We start from the raw sequence: 14834 nt of genomic DNA, 5'->3' as shown, positions 1-14834 counted from the left end.
CCCGAGCTGGTGGCCCTCCCCTTAGGAGCGGCCACCTCTCGCGCATGACCGAAGGGCCGTTCGGACGAACGGCCCTTTTCGCGTTTCCTGGATCACGGGTCCTGTCGTTCCGGCGGCTCGTACCGACGGCGTCCTCGACCCACCAGGAGACCTCGTGAACACCACCACCGCCCCCGCCCCCTCCTCCCCCGACGTGCTCGGGACGTCCGCCGCCCGGGCCCGGAGCGCGGTCCTGGAGGAGGAGATCCTCCGGTCCCCCGGGCGCTTCCGCGTGCTGACGGGCGACCGTCCCACGGGACGGCTGCACCTGGGGCACTACTTCGGCACGCTCCGCAACCGGGTCCGGCTCCAGGAGCGGGGGGTGGAGCTGTTCGTGATCGTCGCGGACTACCAGGTCCTGACCGACCGCGACGTGGCGGACGACCTGCCCGGGCACGTCGAGGAGCTGGTCCTGGACCACCTCGCGATCGGTGTGGACCCGGCGCGGAGCACGATCTTCGCCCACAGCGCCGTCCCCGCCCTCAACCAGCTGATGCTGCCCTTCCTCAGCCTGGTGTCCGTGGCCGAGCTGAACCGCAATCCCACGGTGAAGGACGAGATCGCCCACTCCCGGCAGTCCGCCGTCAGCGGCCTGATGTTCACCTATCCGGTCCACCAGGCGGCCGACATCCTCTTCTGCAAGGCGAACCTGGTCCCGGTGGGCCAGGACCAGCTGCCGCATCTGGAGGTCACCCGGACGATCGCCCGTCGCTTCAACGCCCGCTACGGGGAAGGGGTGTTCCCCGAACCCGAGGCGCTCCTCTCCGACGCGCCGCTGCTGCTCGGCACCGACGGCACCAAGATGAGCAAGAGCCGGGGCAACGCCGTGCCCCTGGCCGCCGACGCGGACGAGACGGCGCGGCTGATCAGAGACGCGAAGACCGATTCCGAGCGGCACGTCGCGTACGACCCGGTGCGCCGCCCCGAGGTGTCCTCCCTGCTGCTCCTCGCGGCCCTCTGCCAGGGCCGTACGCCCGAGGAGGTGGCGGAGGACATCGGCTCGGCGGGGTCCGCCGCCCTGAAGCGGACCGTGACGGAGGCGGTCAACGAGCACCTGGCGCCGGTCCGGGCCCGTCGCGCCGCGTACGCGCGGGACCGGGGCCGTCTGCGCGAGGTCCTGCGGGAGGGCAACGAGCGCGCCCGGGCGGCGGCCGACGCCACCCTCGCGGAGGTCCGCGCGGTGATGCGGAGCGAGTACTGAGCGGTCGCCGGGCCCGGCCCCCACCCGGGCCCCGGCCTCTCGCGCTCCGTGTCCCCCGCACCGCCCTCGGCCCGCCGCGCCCCGTCTTCCCTCGCCGTCCTCGGCCCGCCGCGCCCCGTCTTCCCTCGCCGCCCTCAGCCCGCCGCGTCCTCGAACACCGGCGTCGCCGCGAAGAGTTCGTTCACCCAGTGGGCGCTCGCCTCGGCGCAGCCGGTGGCGGGGGTGCCCGGGAAGAGCCGGGACCACGACACGGCCCGGCCGAGGGCCGCGAGCCGGACGGCGAGCGTCGCGGCGCGGCGCAGCTCCGGCAGGGACGGCCCCAGGCCGGTCCACTGCTCCAGATAGGCGTCGCGCAGGCGCTCCGCGTGCCCGGGGCCGTAGCGCTCATGGACCGCCCGGGCCGGCACCAGGAGGCTGCCGAAGGGGTGGGCGACGGCGGCGTCGCCCCAGTCGAAGAAGGTGAACCGGCCGGGGGCGGGGGTGAGCACCTGCCCGTCGTGGAGGTCGCTGTGGTCGAGGGAGTCCGGGATGCCGTACCCGTCGAGCTCCGCGCACCAGTCGAGCAGGAGGGGGCGCCGGGCCACGAGGGCGCGCCGGGCGGCGGGTTCGAGGACCGGGTTGTCCGCGACGAGGCCGTCGAAGAGGCGCGGGAGGTCGGCGGTGCGGGCGCCGGGCACGCCCAGGGCGCTCATGCGGTCCGCGTACGGGGTCAGCGCCCGCTGCATCCGCGCGTACTGGGCGAGGGCCCGCGTCCAGGATTCCGGGCCGGCGTGGCCCGCGTCCAGGACGTGCCGGAAGAGGGGGCCCCCGTCGGGAAGGAGGGACCAGCCCCGCCCCGCGTCGACCGCCAGCGGGGTGACGACGTGGTCGGGGACCCACCGCGCCAGGGCGCCGCCGAGGGCCGCCTCGAAGGCGTTGTCCGGGGCGCCCGCCTTGAACCAGACCGCGTCGCGCTCTCCCGTCCCGGTCCGGAAGCGCACCAGGATCGACCAGGGACGGACCCTGACCTCGCGGGGGCCGGTCTCGCGCAGGCCGCGGCGGCCGAGTTCCCGCTCCGCCCACGCGAGGGCGTCCGCGCGCCAGTCCTCTTCCTCCCAGGGGGTGACCGCGTCCGCGAACTGCCCCCGGTCGACGGTCATGAACGTCTCGTGTCGCATGCTCCGATCCCACCACCGGAGGCGGGAGGGACGCACCCGAATATGCGCGGGCGCGCCCCGGCGCCGGGCCCTCCCGGGCGGCGGGGCGGCGCGGTCAGCCGTTGGGCAGGATGACCGCCCGTCCGTCGACGCGTCCCTCGTGCAGCCTCTCGTACGCCTCGGGCGCCTCGTCCAGGCCGTACCGCTCCACGTGGACCTCGACGGCCCCGGCGCGGGCCAGGTCGAGCACTTCGATCAGCTCGGCCCGGCTGCCCCAGTACGGGGAGGCCACGGAGACCTCGTACGCCGGGGAGCCGAAGCCGACGGGGAGGGACCCTCCGCCGAGGCCGACGATCGTGACGTCGCCCTCGATCGCGGCCATCGCCCCCGCCGCGGTCGCCGTCGGCCCGGCGCCCACGAAGTCGAGGACGACCTCGGCGCCGCGGCCGCCGGTCAGCTCGCGGACCCTGGTGGCCGCCGACGCGTCGGAGATCACCGTCTCGTGCGCGCCGACGGAGCGGGCGAGGGACAGCTTCTCCTCGGTGACGTCCAGGGCCACGACCCGGGCCGCGGTCATGGCGCGCAGCAGCTGGATGGCGATGTGGCCGAGCCCGCCCGTGCCGATGACGACGGCGGTGCTGCCGGGAACCAGCTTCGGGAGCGACCGCTTGAGGGCGTGGTACGGGGTGAGGCCGGCGTCCGTGAGCGGCGCGGCCCGCACGGGGTCGAGGTCGCCCAGCGGGACGAGGTGGCGGGGGCTGTCCACGACCATGTACTCGGCGATGGCGCCGGGGGCGCCCAGGCCGGGCGGCATGATGCCCAGTTCGGCGGCCCGCAGGCAGTAGTTCTCCTTGCCCTGCGCGCACATGAAGCAGGTGCCGCAGCCCCAGGGTCCGTAGACGGCGACGGAGTCGCCGACGGCGAACCCCTCGACACCGGCGCCCAGCGCCTCGATGGTGCCGACGCCCTCGTGTCCGAGGGTCAGGGGCAGCGGGAAGGGCAGTTGGTCGGCGGACCAGCTCATGACGGCGATGTCGGAGTGGCAGACGCCGGCGGCGGTCACCTTCAGGAGCACCTGTCCGGGACCGGGCTCCGGGTCGGGGACGGTGACGACCTCGGGCGGGGCGCCGACCGTGCGGTACTGGAGTGCCTTCATGACGTTGCCTTCGTCCTTCGTTCGTTCCGGTGGTTCGGCGGGGCGCGCGGGCGCCGTCGACGTGCCGACGGCCTTGATGCCTACCCCCGGGAGGCGTGGCCGAGCGCCGCCGTCCCGGTGAGAGCGACGGCGCCGTGCTCGGCCGCGACGCGGGCGGCGGCCCGGCGGGCCCGTCACGGCGTCCACCGGCCGGACCCGTCGAAACACGACGAACGGTGGTGACGAGTTGTCGCCAGAATGTGACTCTCCGTGGTTGCCGGTGGTCCGGCGGGGGCAGATCACCCCTGGGCCGACGGGCGCCCGAGTGAAAGGAGCGAGCCATGCTGTCCGACTTCTTCGACCGACTGCTGCGACGTGGCGCCGGGTCGGGCCCCGGCACGGGACCGCCCGCGGGGCCGGAAGCGCCCGGCCGGGCGCGGCCCCCGGGGAGCCTCGTCCTGGAGGCGGACTTCTCGTCCACCGAGCAGTGGGTCGCCGGCCGCACGTGGGCGTACCCCCGCGGAGGCCCGACCAATCCGGGGGACAACAAGCTCGACCACCTCACGGACGATCCCGCGTACAGCCGCAGCGGGCTCTTCCGGGCCACCCGCAGGTCCGACGGGTACTGGGACTCCGGGCTGCTCACGACCGAGGGCAGCGCCGAGGGGTTCCTCCTGCGGGCGGGCGACGTCCTGGAGGCGCGGGTGCGCCTCCCCGAGGAGACCGGTGCCTGGCCGGCGATCTGGACGTGGCTCGACGGCGGCCAGGAGATCGACGTCTTCGAGTACCACCCCGACAACCCGGACCTGCTGGAGCTGTCGAACCGGGTCCGGGGACGCCACCACTACTTCCGGGACCCGGCCGTCCGGCCGGGGGCGTGGGTCGACCTCCGGGTCCAGTTCGGCGCCCGGTCCGTGGTGTGGTGGGTGAACGGCGCCCGGGTCTTCGACGACCGCCGCGGGGTGGGGCGTTCCTGGCGGGCCCACCTCATCGTGAACCTCTCGGTCTGCGCGGGCCGCTACCACCCGGCGCCCGGTCCCGGCACGTCGGAGATGTCGTACGAGGTGACGGAGTTGCGCGTGTACCGCGCCTGACGTGCCGCCGGGCCGTGCGGCGAGCGGTGGCCGGTGGGGCCCTGGTCCCTCCCGCCGGGGCCGCGGGAGGGCCTTCCGGGGGACGGCGGGCGGGGCGTCGGGGCGCGCCGCGGAGGACGGGCGCGCGTCGGGGGAACGGGAGTTGCGTAGGCTCGAACGGGGCGTTCCGCGCACCCGCACCGTGCCGCCCGTACGACGAGGAGGACCCCATGACCACCGCCGAAGAAGGACGGCAGCAACTCGACGCGGTCAGCGTCCTCAACGCGAAGAGGACGCTCCTTCAGCTCCTGGCCCGGGCGGGCGTCTGGTCGGGCGACGCGGAGGAGCTGATCGGGTTCGTCGAGGCGGGGGCGCTGGCCCTGGCGTACGAGGAGATCGCCGGAGCCCGGCGGAACTCCCCCTCGGGGAAGGCCGGGTCCTACGCCGCCGGCTGGTTCGACGGGGTCCGGGCCGTGACCGGTGAACTCGGCGGCATCGCCGAACGGGCCCTCCGGCACGCCGTCGCCGCCGATCCCACCACCGACTCCCCCGACGACCGGCCTCCCGTGGGGCGGACGGAGGTGGAGCGGACCAAGGTGGCGGTCGTCCCGCTCTACCTCTCGTTCACCGACGTCTCCGACCTCGACCCGGAGGTCTCCGAGCAGGTGCTCACCGCCGTCCTCGGCACGATGAGCTCCCGTCAGCGGTCCCGGTACCCGGGCCGGTTGACGGAGTTCGCCACCGCTCACCGGACGCACCTGGAACGGCTGTACGCGGAGTACGGACCGGGCAGCGCCATCGCGATCCACGGCCGGTACACCCTCGTTCACTCCCCCACCAGCCTCGCCGTCCTGGAACGGCTGGCGGCGGCGCCCTCCGCCCTGCACGAGGAGTGGGACGCCGCCGAGCTGCCGCCCGCGTGGCTGGACGGCCTGACGAGGGCCTGGGACGCGCGGGTCTGACCCGCCCCGGCGGACGGGTGCGGGGTGCACACCTCCCCTGGACCCGCGCTAGTCGGCGAAGGCGTCCGGGCGGGAGCCGAGGAACACCTCCTCCGCGCCGCCCGTCCGCGCCGTCCCGCCCCGGCGGGCGTCGGTCCAGATGGCTTCGAGGCCGAGGGACAGGTGCGGGTCGGCCACCCGCCAGGACGGCGTGGCGCCCGCGCCGTCCCGCACGCGCGCGTGGCGCGGGGGCGCCGCCAGGGCGGCGCGCTCGATGCCCCCGAGGCGTCGCTCGAAGTCGGCCTGCAAACGGTTCATGGTGTTGAGGAAGTCCTCGAGAGGGACAGTTCCTTCGTACATGTTTTCCTCCTGTTGTCCACGGTCCTCCGGTCGCGCCCTCGGTGGAATGCCGGGGAGAGCCGTCACGGAGCGGGACTCGATCGAGACAGAACCGACATCACGGGCATATCCCCGAAGGCATCACATTCGAATAAAAAGGGGACCGCCGATGTCACATCCCCTCAACGACGCCTCCCCTCGAAGGGGAACGCAGCATTCGGGTGACTCGCACCGGAAGGGGAACCGGTGCCGTGCGGGGTCGGGGACACTCCGCGCGAGCGGCGGCCCGGCCCCCGCCGCCCGGACCCGGCGCGGTGCGCCGCTCAGCCGGACGGTTCCGCGCGGAAGGCGATCATGGCGGTGTCGTCGCGGTGGTCGGAGAGGCCCTGCAGGAGGCGGAGCAGCTCCGGCAGCCCGGCGTCGCGGTGGAGCGCCGCCGCCTCCAGGAGGCGCGCCTGCCCCGTGTCGAGGGAGGTGCCCGGGGTCTCGATGAGGCCGTCGGTGTACTGCAGGAGGGTGTCACCGGGAGCGAGGAGGCACGTGTGGGTCGCCCGGGGGAACTCCGGCACGACGCAGAGCGGCGGGTCCTCCCCGTCGCCGACGAGGAAGCGGGGCTCTCCGGCGGCGGGCACGAGCAGGGGCGGCGGATGCCCCGCGTTGGACCAGGTCATCCGCCAGCTGCCGTCCGGGCGCCGCCGCAGGTGGGTGTGGACGGCGGTGGTGAAGGAGCCGACGTCGAGGCCCTCGGCGGCGTCGTCGAGCATCGAGAGCACGGCCGCCGGCGTGCAGTCGGGGCCCTTGTTCCAGGCGAGGCCGCGCAGCATGCTGCGCATCTGGCCCATGACGGTGGCGGCGGTGAGGTCGTGCCCCGCGACGTCCCCGATGTCGAGGACGAGGGTGCCGTCGGGAAGCGTGAAGGCGTCGTACCAGTCGCCGCCGATCTCGTTGGCCGAGCTGGCCGGCTGGTAGCGGGCGGCCAGGCCCGCCCCGGGCACCGAGGGCGGCCGGGTGAGCTGGGCGCGCTGGAGGCGCAGCGCGGCGCGGCGGGCCTGCTGGAGGTCGAGGACCCTGCGCACGGGCCGCTGGGCGTAGTGGAGGACTTCGCGCAGCAGTTCGGTGTCGGCGGGTCCGGGAACGGGGGTGTCCCCGCTGGTGGCGGTGGTGGCGTAGCCGAGGACGACGTCGTCGACGACCAGGGGGACGAGCGTCATGCTCGTGGCGCCGACCGCCGTGAGCCAGCGTTCGGTGACCTCCGGCACCAGACCGGACGGCACGCGGCCGGCCGGAGAGAGCCGGAACGTCTTCGGACGGCGGCTCTCCAGCACCTCCCGCACGGCCGGGGTGACCGTGAGGGCCTGCCCCATCGGGGCGGGCGGGGGCGGGAGCCCCGGACGGGTGGCGGAGGCGATCCGCCGGGCCGTGACGGTGACGTTCTCCGGCAGCGGCCACTCCTCGTGGGAGAGCAGCAGGATCACGCAGGCGTCGGCGAGTTCGGGCACGACCGACTCCACCACCACGGCGAACGCCGCGTCCAGACCGCCGCCCGACGCCTGCGCCACCCGGGCGAGGAGGTGTTCGCGCAGTTCGGCGCCCCAGCTGTCCTCCACGTCGACGATGGCGGCGATCCACTCCTCGGCGCCGCCGTCCCGCACGATGGGGACGCAGCGCACCGCCATGTGGCGGTAGGAGCCGTCGGCCGTCCGGAGCCGGAAGGTGTTCTGGTAGATCCCGGGAGGCCTGCGGGTGACCGCCGCGCGCCAGCTGTGGACGAGCGGCTCCCGGTCCCGGGGGTGGAGGTAGGAGTACATGTCCTCGCCCTCCCGGTCGGGCAGGGGGTCCCCGGTCAGCCTCTCCCAGCCGGGGACGATCTCCTCGACGGGGCCGTCCGCGCGCACCACCCACACCATCTGCGAGATGGCCGTCACCAGGGCCTCGAAACGCTGGAGGGCCCGGGTCTCCGCGGTGGTCTCCAGCGTCACGACCAGGACCCCGTCGCCGTCCGGGGTGGGGACGGGGGTGCAGGAGGAGACGAAGTGCCGGACGCCCTCCGGGCCGCCGGGGACGGGCAGCAGCGAGTCGGTGAGCTGGCAGGGGCGTCCGGTGGCGAGGACCTCGTCCAGGACGGACAGGAAGCGCTCGGCGGCCGGTTCCGGGTACGCCTCCCGGGCCGGTCTGCGGAGGGGCCGGTCCCCGAGCATCCTCCTGTACGCCGCGTTGATGTAGACCAGCACGTGTTCGGGGCCCGAGAACAGCGCGACCGCCGCCACGGTGGCGTCGAACAGCTTCGGGTCCAGGGCCCTGGCCGGACTCACCGCCGGCCCCTTCCCGCGCCGGCCCGCGGAAGGTCCGGGCGCCCGCCGGTCCCCCGGCGTTCCGCTGCGATCACTCCGCCCGCCTTTCGTCTCTCCGGCACCGCCCCGCACCCTCCAGGGGACCGCGCGACGGGGGTCCGCGCCACACGGGCGGCCACCCCGCCCGTGTCCGCCCGGCGGTGTTCCCGCCCCCACGGACGCACTCCGCGGGCGCCCGGCCCCCGGTGATCGACCCCGAAGCAGATAGGTTAGGCTCACCTAACATACGTTCGCGACGGCCGTCGTCCCGTGTGACCACGCCCTGGGGACCCGGACACGGCGCCGGCACACCCCTGCCCGGAGACAAGGAACCACCATGCCCTCTCTGTTCACCCCCGTCCGCCGCCGCGTCCTCGCGGCGGGTGCCGTCGCGGCCTCGCTCGGCCTCATGGTGACCGGGTGCGGCTCGGACGACGGAAAGGACGACGCGGCGGGCCCGGCGTCGAAGGCTCCGGCCGGCGCGTTCCCCGTCACCCTCAAGAGCGCCCTCGGCGAGGCGGTCATCAAGGACAGGCCCAAGCGCGTCGTCACCCTCGGCCAGGGCTCCGCGGAGACCGCCATCGCCCTCGGCAACGTCCCGGTCGGCATCGAGGAGTACCCCTGGGGCAGCGACAAGACCGGCTACCTCCCCTGGATCCACGAGGCCGTGACCAAGTCCGGCGCCGCGCTCCCCAAGCAGTTCAAGGGCGGCGAGGAGCTCGACATCGAGGCCATCACCGAGCTCGAGCCCGACGTCATCCTGGCCCCCTGGTCCGGCATCACCCAGAAGCAGTACGACATCCTCAAGGACATCGCGCCGACCGTCGCCTATCCCGAGAAGGCGTGGAGCACGAACTGGGACCAGCAGATCGAGATCGTCGCCAAGGCGCTCGGCCGGCCGGAGAAGGCCAAGGAGCTGGAGGCGAAGATCGACAAGCAGCTCGCCGACGCGGCCGCCTCCCGTCCGAACTACAAGAACGTCACGTTCTCGTACATCTACAACACCGGTCCCGGCACCCTCGGCGTCTTCAAGCCCGAGGAGCAGCGCGTCGCGATGGTCTCCAAGCTGGGTCTCAAGGTCGATCCGGTGGTGAACACCTTCAAGGAGACCGAGGGCACCGACTCCGCCCTGATCGGCCTGGAGAACGCCAACAAGCTCGCGAACAGCGACATCGCCTTCACCTTCTACATGGACGAGAAGTCCCGCAGGACGGTCGAGGCCCAGCCCCTGTACGCGGCCATCCCCGCCGTGAAGAAGGGCGCGCTCGTCTACAGCCACGACACGCCGTTCGTCACCGCCTCCTCCATGATCAACCCGCTGACGGTGCCGTACAGCATCGAGCGCTACCTGCCGATGATCGACAAGGCCGTCGCCAAGGCCGGGAAGTAACAGCGGACCCGGCGTGACCACTCTCTCCCGTACCGGGCAGGACCCCGCCGTCGTGCGGCGGGGCCCCGCCCGGTACTTCGCAGCCGCCGTCCTGTGCCTGGTCCTGCTCGCCCTCGCCCTGCTCGCCGGCGTGATGTTCGGCAGCAGGCCGACGTCCGCGGCCGACGTCCTGCGGGTCGTCACCGGAGGCGGCGACGACTACACCCGCACCGTCGTCGAGAGCCGCTACCCGCGCACCGCGCTCGGCGTGCTCGCGGGCCTCTGCCTCGGACTGGCCGGCACCCTGATGCAGGGCATCACCCGCAATCCGCTCGCCGAGCCGGGGCTCCTCGGCATCAACGCGGGCGCGTCCGCGAGCATCGTCGCCGCCACCGCGTTCCTCGGCGCGTCCGGACAGCGGGAGACCATCTGGTGGGCGCTCGCCGGCGCCCTGGCGACCGGTGTCCTCGTCCACGTCGTCGGCACGGCCGGGGGCGGCGGCGGACCGGTGCGGCTCGTCCTCGCCGGCGCGGTCCTCTCCGCCGTCCTCGCCGCGTTCATCCAGGCCGTCGCGCTGTCCCGGCCGAAGGTCTTCGACACCTACCGCTACTGGGTGGTGGGGTCGCTCGGCGGGCGGGGCTTCGACGCCCTCTGGGCCGTGCTGCCGTTCGCCGCGGCCGGCCTCCTCCTCGCCGTCCTCCTCGCGCCCGGCCTCAACGCCATGGCGCTGGGCGACGACAAGGCCGCCTCGCTCGGCATCAGCCCCGCCCGGGTCAAGGGCGCCGGCCTGCTCGCCGCGACGCTGCTCAGCGCGTCCGCCACGGCGGCGGTGGGACCCATCGCCTTCGTCGGACTCGCCGTCCCGCACCTGGTCCGGGCCCTGGTGGGCGCCGACTTCCGGATGCAGATCCTCTTCACCGCGCTCACGGGACCCACGCTGCTGCTCTTCGCGGACGTCATCGGCCGGGTCCTGCTGCGCCCGCAGGAGCTGATGGTCGGCGTCGTCACCGCCTTCGTGGGCGCGCCCGCCCTGCTCTTCGCCGTCCGTCGCATGAGGGGAGCGGCATGAAGACCGCCGACCGCACCGGTTCCCGGACCGTGACGCCGCGTCCGGCGGGACGCGTCCTCGTACGGGTGGGGCCCCGGGTCGCGATACCCGTGCGCCGCTCCTCCCTGCTCGCCGCCGCGGTGTCGGTACTGCTGCTCCTGGGAGCGGCCGTGGCGACCCTGACGGCGGGCCGGCTCGGCATCGGCCTCGCCGACCTGCCGTCGGCCCTCACGGGCGGGGCGACCGGCAAGAACGCCTTCGTCCTGAACCGGCTGCGCGGCCCGCGGCTCGTGGTGGCCGTCGCCACCGGGGCGGCCCTCGGCCTGTCCGGGGCGCTGTTCCAGTCCGTCACCCGCAATCCGCTGGGCAGCCCCGACGTGATCGGGCTCGGCGCCGGTTCCGGCGCGGGGGCCGCGGCCGCCGCGCTCTTCTTCCCCGGCACCGTGCCGGTGCCCGTCGGCGCCCTGCTCGGCGCGGTGACCGCCATGGGGGTCGTGTACGCCTCCACCGGAACCGGGTTCCGCCACCCGGGACGGCTGGTCGTGGCGGGCATCGGCGTGGCCGCGATGGCGACGGCCCTGACCCAGTACGTGGTGTACGCCGTCGAGCGCGACAAGGCGAGCGCGCTGACCGCGTACATCAACGGCAGCCTCTCCGCCCGTTCCTGGGAGGACGCGACGGTCATCTGGGGGGTGCTGCTCGTCTGTCTGCCCTTCGCGGCGCTCCTGGCGCGCCCCCTGGGCATCGGTGAGATGGGCGACGACCTCTCCACCGGTCTGGGAGCCCGCCCCGCCAGGACGGCGACGGCGGCGGTCGCCCTGTCGATCGTGCTGTCCGCGGGCGCCGTCAGCGTGGCCGGGCCGATCGCCTTCATCTCCCTGACGGCACCGCAGATCGCCAAGCGGGTCACGCGCGGCGGCGGGCCGCAGCTGGTCATGTCGACCCTGCTCGGCGCCCTGCTCCTGGTCCTCGCCGACCTCGCGGCCCAGCAGTCGCCGTTCTTCGACGACCTGCCGGTCGGCCTGTACACGATGGCCGTCGGAGGGGCGTACCTGGGGCATCTGCTGCTGCGGGAGTGGAGGCGGCCCGTCTGAGGCGGGGCCGGGGCGGTGGCGCGTGCGGCCGGCGAACCCGCCGGCCGCAAGGGGACAGGGCCGGGCGCGAGCGGCCCGCCCCGCGCCCCGCGCCGGGGCGGTGGCGGATCGCGCGCACCGGTTCGGCGCGATTCCGCCTCGGTCACGAGTACAAAGCGTCACCCACATCAGTAGACATGCCCCCGATGTCTCTTGTGCGGGCGCCGAAATGGACAGCATCCCCCTGCACCACGACACGGTGTGACCGTTCATCGCAGGAGGAAGACCGTGAAGCGTGTTCTGTTCCGCCGTCCCGCCGCACTGCTGGCCGCCGCCGCGGCCCTGATCGCAGGCTCCGTCCTGTCCGCCCACGCCTCGACCGCCTCTCCGACCGGCCAGCGGGCCGTCTACGCCGAACAGGCCCGTGCCGCCGGTCTCTCCGGGGCGCGGGCCGGGGAACTCCAGCGCCGGGTCGACGCCGTCCTCGCGCGGGAGCCGGGGGCCCGCCAGATCTCGGCGAACAGGCTCGCCACCGCCGGCGGCACCGTCACCGTCGCCGTCCCCGGCCTCCCCGGAGCCCGCGACCTGGCCTCCCCCGACCGGGCCGTGAGCTGCGCCGACGGCCACCTGTGCATCGTGGACGGACGCGGCTACACCTACGACTACTACCGCTGCGGCTATTACGACTTCACCGGCATCGGCGACGGCACCTTCAACAACAACCAGACCCCCGGGACCCGGGCCCGCTTCTACAACCAGAACGGCAGCGAGCGCTGGTCGAACGTGGCCAAGTCCACCGGTACCGCCTCCTGGACGCCCGTCTTCCACATCCGCCCCTGCTGACCACCGCCGACCGCGCCGCCCCCCGCCCCGCCCGGGGTCGGGGGCGGCCCGCGTCCGCGGTCCCGCGGACCCCGCCCGGCGTCCGGCCCCGGCGGTCCCGGGGCGGGGCCGGTGTTCCGGGGCGGTCAGCGCCCCCCTGCGAGGGGCTCCCCGGCGCGCAGGTTCCAGCGCCCGCCGCGACCGCTGAGGTGAACGGCCGTCAGGGGGCGGACGTCCAGGCGCCGGGCCGTACCGTCCGGCGCTCCGAGGGCGTGGACCGTCGCGGCGCGCACGACGTCGGGCTCCACGACGGCCGTGACGCGCCCCGTGCCCTCCTGGAGGGCGTCGAGCCAGACGCCGACCCGGACGCGCAGGTCGCGCAGGGACTCCCCGCCGTGCGGTGCCGCCGTCGGGTCGGACAGCCAGGAGGCGAGCGCGTCGCCCTCGGTGGCGGCGATCTCCTCCAGGGTCCGTCCCCGCCAGCGTCCCACGGCGCAGCCGGCGAGGCCGTCCACCGGTTCCGCCCGCAGGCCGAGGGCGCGCGCGGTGGCGAGGCAGCGCGCGGAGGGCGAGGCGTAGGCGCGCGGGGACGGACCGACGAAGGCCGCGGCGGCCTCGGCGCGGGCGAGCCCCGCCGGGTCGAGGGGACCGTCGTCGTCGAACCGGACCTCGCGCAGCGCGTCGTTCGCGGCGGGCGGGATCAGCGTCAGCCGGACTGTCATCGGGGTTCCTTCCCGGTAGGGGGCGGCGCCGGACGGCCGTGTCCGGGGCGCGGAGCCTTCGGCGGGTGCCTCCGCCCGGAGCGCGGAAAGTGATCCGGACCTCACGCCCTTAACAATGCTCATGTCACGCGGTACCGTCGAGCGACATCTGAACAACGTGACGACGGCGATACGGAAGTCCGGTGGGAACCCGGCACGGTCGCGCCACTGTATGCCGAGGCGTCCCCGGGACGTCACGGCGAGTCAGACCCGTGGACCGTCGTCCTGCACCACCGACCGGGACGCGAGTTCCCTCAGGAGGTTCCCTCATGGCCGAAGCCGCCGTTTCCGCCGCCGTCTCCCCCCCTTCCGTCGCCGTACCGGCTCCGCTGCCCGTGCGGGCCGTACTGCCCTGGGCCCTCTTCGTCGGCCTCCTCGCGCTGATCGCGCTCTACTTCGTGGGCGCGGAGCAGGGGGCCACCTCCCTCTTCGCGGGCTCCGGCGTGCACGAGTGGGTGCACGACGGGCGTCACCTGCTCGGCTTCCCGTGCCACTGAGGGGCGACGCGCGCGTGCACGCCTCCATGGTGAGGACCCTGCTGGTCCGCGGGATGCTCGCGGGCCTCGTCGCCGGCCTGTTCGCCTTCGCCGCCGCCTACCTGGGCGGCGAACCCTCCGTGAACAGATCCATCGCCGTGGAGGAGGCGCAGGCCGCGCGGGAGACGGCCCACTCCGAACACGGTGACCACGGCGGCGCGGGAGCCGGCACGACGGAAGAGGAGGAGGTGGTCGGCCGTTCCGCGCAGTCCACCTTCGGCCTGGCCACCGGCGTCCTGGTGTACGGGGTGGCGCTGGGCGGCGTCGCCGCGCTCGCGTTCTCCTTCGCGCTCGGCCGCGTCGGCCGGTTCGGGCCGCGGGCGACCGCGGCCCTGACGGCGGCCGCGGCCTTCACCACCGTCTGCCTGGTGCCGTTCCTGAAGTACCCGGCGACCCCGCCGGCCGTCGGCAACCCCGACACCATCGGGAGGCGCACCGCCCTGTTCTTCCTGATGATCCTGCTCAGCGTGCTCCTCGGCACCGCCGCGGTGATCGCCGGGCGCCGTCTCGCGCCCCGGCTGGGCAACTGGAACGCGAGCCTGGCGGCCGGCCTCGGCTTCGTCGCCGTGACGGGCGTCGCCTTCGCGGTCCTGCCGTCGAACGACGACGCGGTCTCCGCGACCTTCCCGGCCGATCTGCTGTGGGAGTTCCGGATGGCGTCGCTCGGCGTCCAGGCCGTGCTGTGGACGGTGTTCGCGATCGTCTTCGGCGTCCTCGCCCAGAAGGCGCTGACCGCGCGCACCGACGGCACGGAGGTCCCGGCCGGGACCGTCGGCTGAGCCACGACCGCCGGACGGCCCGCCCCGGTGGGGCGGGCCGTCCGGCGGTCTCTCCTGTTCCGGGCCCGCCCGGCCGTCCGTCGGCCCGGCGGGCCCGGGCCGTTCGACAGCCGCTCGTCCGCGTGACCGCCCATGAGCCGGCGTGGCGGTTCCGCCCCCGCGCACCGGGCCCGGTGCCCTGCCGCCGGGCTCCACGGCGCAGGGCTCCGGAGGCAGCCGGACGCCGACGAGGGGCAACGGCGTTCTCCGTGA

At 74.6% G+C, this 14834-nt stretch carries 14 protein-coding genes; 9 read left to right on the top strand and 5 right to left on the bottom strand.

Annotation, left to right across the window (positions count from 1 at the left end):
- The first annotated feature begins 154 nt into the window (after positions 1-154).
- The gene (gene trpS / locus ACZ6AQ_RS25845; RefSeq protein WP_468762769.1) at positions 155-1240 is read left to right on the top strand and encodes a tryptophan--tRNA ligase; all 1086 of its coding nucleotides are present in this window, start codon (positions 155-157) and stop codon (positions 1238-1240) included.
- A 134-nt stretch (positions 1241-1374) separates the two neighbouring features.
- On the opposite strand, the gene ACZ6AQ_RS25840 is transcribed toward trpS, so the two are convergent.
- Entirely contained in the window at positions 1375-2397 is a 1023-nt protein-coding gene (locus ACZ6AQ_RS25840; protein WP_468762767.1) for an aminoglycoside phosphotransferase family protein, read from the bottom strand.
- Between the two features lie 94 nt (positions 2398-2491).
- The gene (locus ACZ6AQ_RS25835; protein ID WP_468762765.1) at positions 2492-3532 is read right to left on the bottom strand and encodes an NAD(P)-dependent alcohol dehydrogenase; all 1041 of its coding nucleotides are present in this window, start codon (positions 3530-3532) and stop codon (positions 2492-2494) included.
- Positions 3533-3852: 320 nt separating this feature from the next.
- On the opposite strand from ACZ6AQ_RS25835, the gene ACZ6AQ_RS25830 reads away from it, so the two are divergent.
- Both ACZ6AQ_RS25830 and ACZ6AQ_RS25825 read left to right on the top strand, forming a co-directional pair.
- Positions 3853-4605 carry a beta-glucanase gene (locus ACZ6AQ_RS25830; RefSeq protein WP_468762763.1) on the top strand — a complete coding sequence of 251 codons (753 nt, stop codon included), beginning with the start codon at positions 3853-3855 and terminating at the stop codon, positions 4603-4605.
- A 209-nt stretch (positions 4606-4814) separates the two neighbouring features.
- A complete protein-coding gene (locus ACZ6AQ_RS25825) occupies positions 4815-5546 on the top strand; it encodes a hypothetical protein (protein WP_388695325.1) in 732 nt (243 codons plus the stop codon).
- A 48-nt stretch (positions 5547-5594) separates the two neighbouring features.
- On the opposite strand, the gene ACZ6AQ_RS25820 is transcribed toward ACZ6AQ_RS25825, so the two are convergent.
- Positions 5595-5885 carry a hypothetical protein gene (locus tag ACZ6AQ_RS25820; RefSeq protein ID WP_468762761.1) on the bottom strand — a complete coding sequence of 97 codons (291 nt, stop codon included), beginning with the start codon at positions 5883-5885 and terminating at the stop codon, positions 5595-5597.
- Between the two features lie 302 nt (positions 5886-6187).
- Entirely contained in the window at positions 6188-8176 is a 1989-nt protein-coding gene (locus ACZ6AQ_RS25815) for a SpoIIE family protein phosphatase (protein WP_468762759.1), read from the bottom strand.
- Between the two features lie 355 nt (positions 8177-8531).
- On the opposite strand from ACZ6AQ_RS25815, the gene ACZ6AQ_RS25810 reads away from it, so the two are divergent.
- The 4 genes from ACZ6AQ_RS25810 to ACZ6AQ_RS25795 all read left to right on the top strand — a co-directional run bounded on the left by ACZ6AQ_RS25810 (position 8532) and on the right by ACZ6AQ_RS25795 (position 12527).
- On the top strand, positions 8532-9584 hold the full coding sequence (locus tag ACZ6AQ_RS25810) for an iron-siderophore ABC transporter substrate-binding protein (protein WP_468762757.1): 1053 nt from the start codon (positions 8532-8534) through the stop codon (positions 9582-9584).
- A gap of 13 nt (positions 9585-9597) precedes the next feature.
- Positions 9598-10632 carry a FecCD family ABC transporter permease gene (locus ACZ6AQ_RS25805; protein WP_388695316.1) on the top strand — a complete coding sequence of 345 codons (1035 nt, stop codon included), beginning with the start codon at positions 9598-9600 and terminating at the stop codon, positions 10630-10632.
- Positions 10629-11705, top strand: a complete 1077-nt coding sequence (locus tag ACZ6AQ_RS25800; RefSeq protein WP_468762755.1) for a FecCD family ABC transporter permease — start codon at positions 10629-10631, stop codon at positions 11703-11705. The genes ACZ6AQ_RS25805 and ACZ6AQ_RS25800 overlap by 4 nt, the downstream gene beginning before the upstream one ends.
- A gap of 267 nt (positions 11706-11972) precedes the next feature.
- Positions 11973-12527: a hypothetical protein gene (locus tag ACZ6AQ_RS25795; protein WP_468762753.1), complete on the top strand. Its 555-nt coding sequence runs from the start codon at positions 11973-11975 to the stop codon at positions 12525-12527.
- A 125-nt stretch (positions 12528-12652) separates the two neighbouring features.
- On the opposite strand, the gene ACZ6AQ_RS25790 is transcribed toward ACZ6AQ_RS25795, so the two are convergent.
- Entirely contained in the window at positions 12653-13228 is a 576-nt protein-coding gene (locus ACZ6AQ_RS25790) for a histidine phosphatase family protein (protein ID WP_468762751.1), read from the bottom strand.
- Between the two features lie 308 nt (positions 13229-13536).
- Between ACZ6AQ_RS25790 and ACZ6AQ_RS25785 the strand changes: the two genes are divergently transcribed.
- On the top strand, positions 13537-13764 hold the full coding sequence (locus ACZ6AQ_RS25785; RefSeq protein ID WP_468762749.1) for a CbtB domain-containing protein: 228 nt from the start codon (positions 13537-13539) through the stop codon (positions 13762-13764).
- 53 nt (positions 13765-13817) lie between these two features.
- Positions 13818-14582 carry a CbtA family protein gene (locus ACZ6AQ_RS25780; protein ID WP_468762908.1) on the top strand — a complete coding sequence of 255 codons (765 nt, stop codon included), beginning with the start codon at positions 13818-13820 and terminating at the stop codon, positions 14580-14582.
- The last annotated feature ends 252 nt before the right edge of the window (positions 14583-14834 follow it).

It is taken from the genome of Streptomyces sp. NPDC041191 (assembly GCF_055591945.1).
The sequence above is the reverse complement of the archived record's forward strand: the minus strand, read 5'-3'. Positions and strand labels throughout refer to the sequence as shown.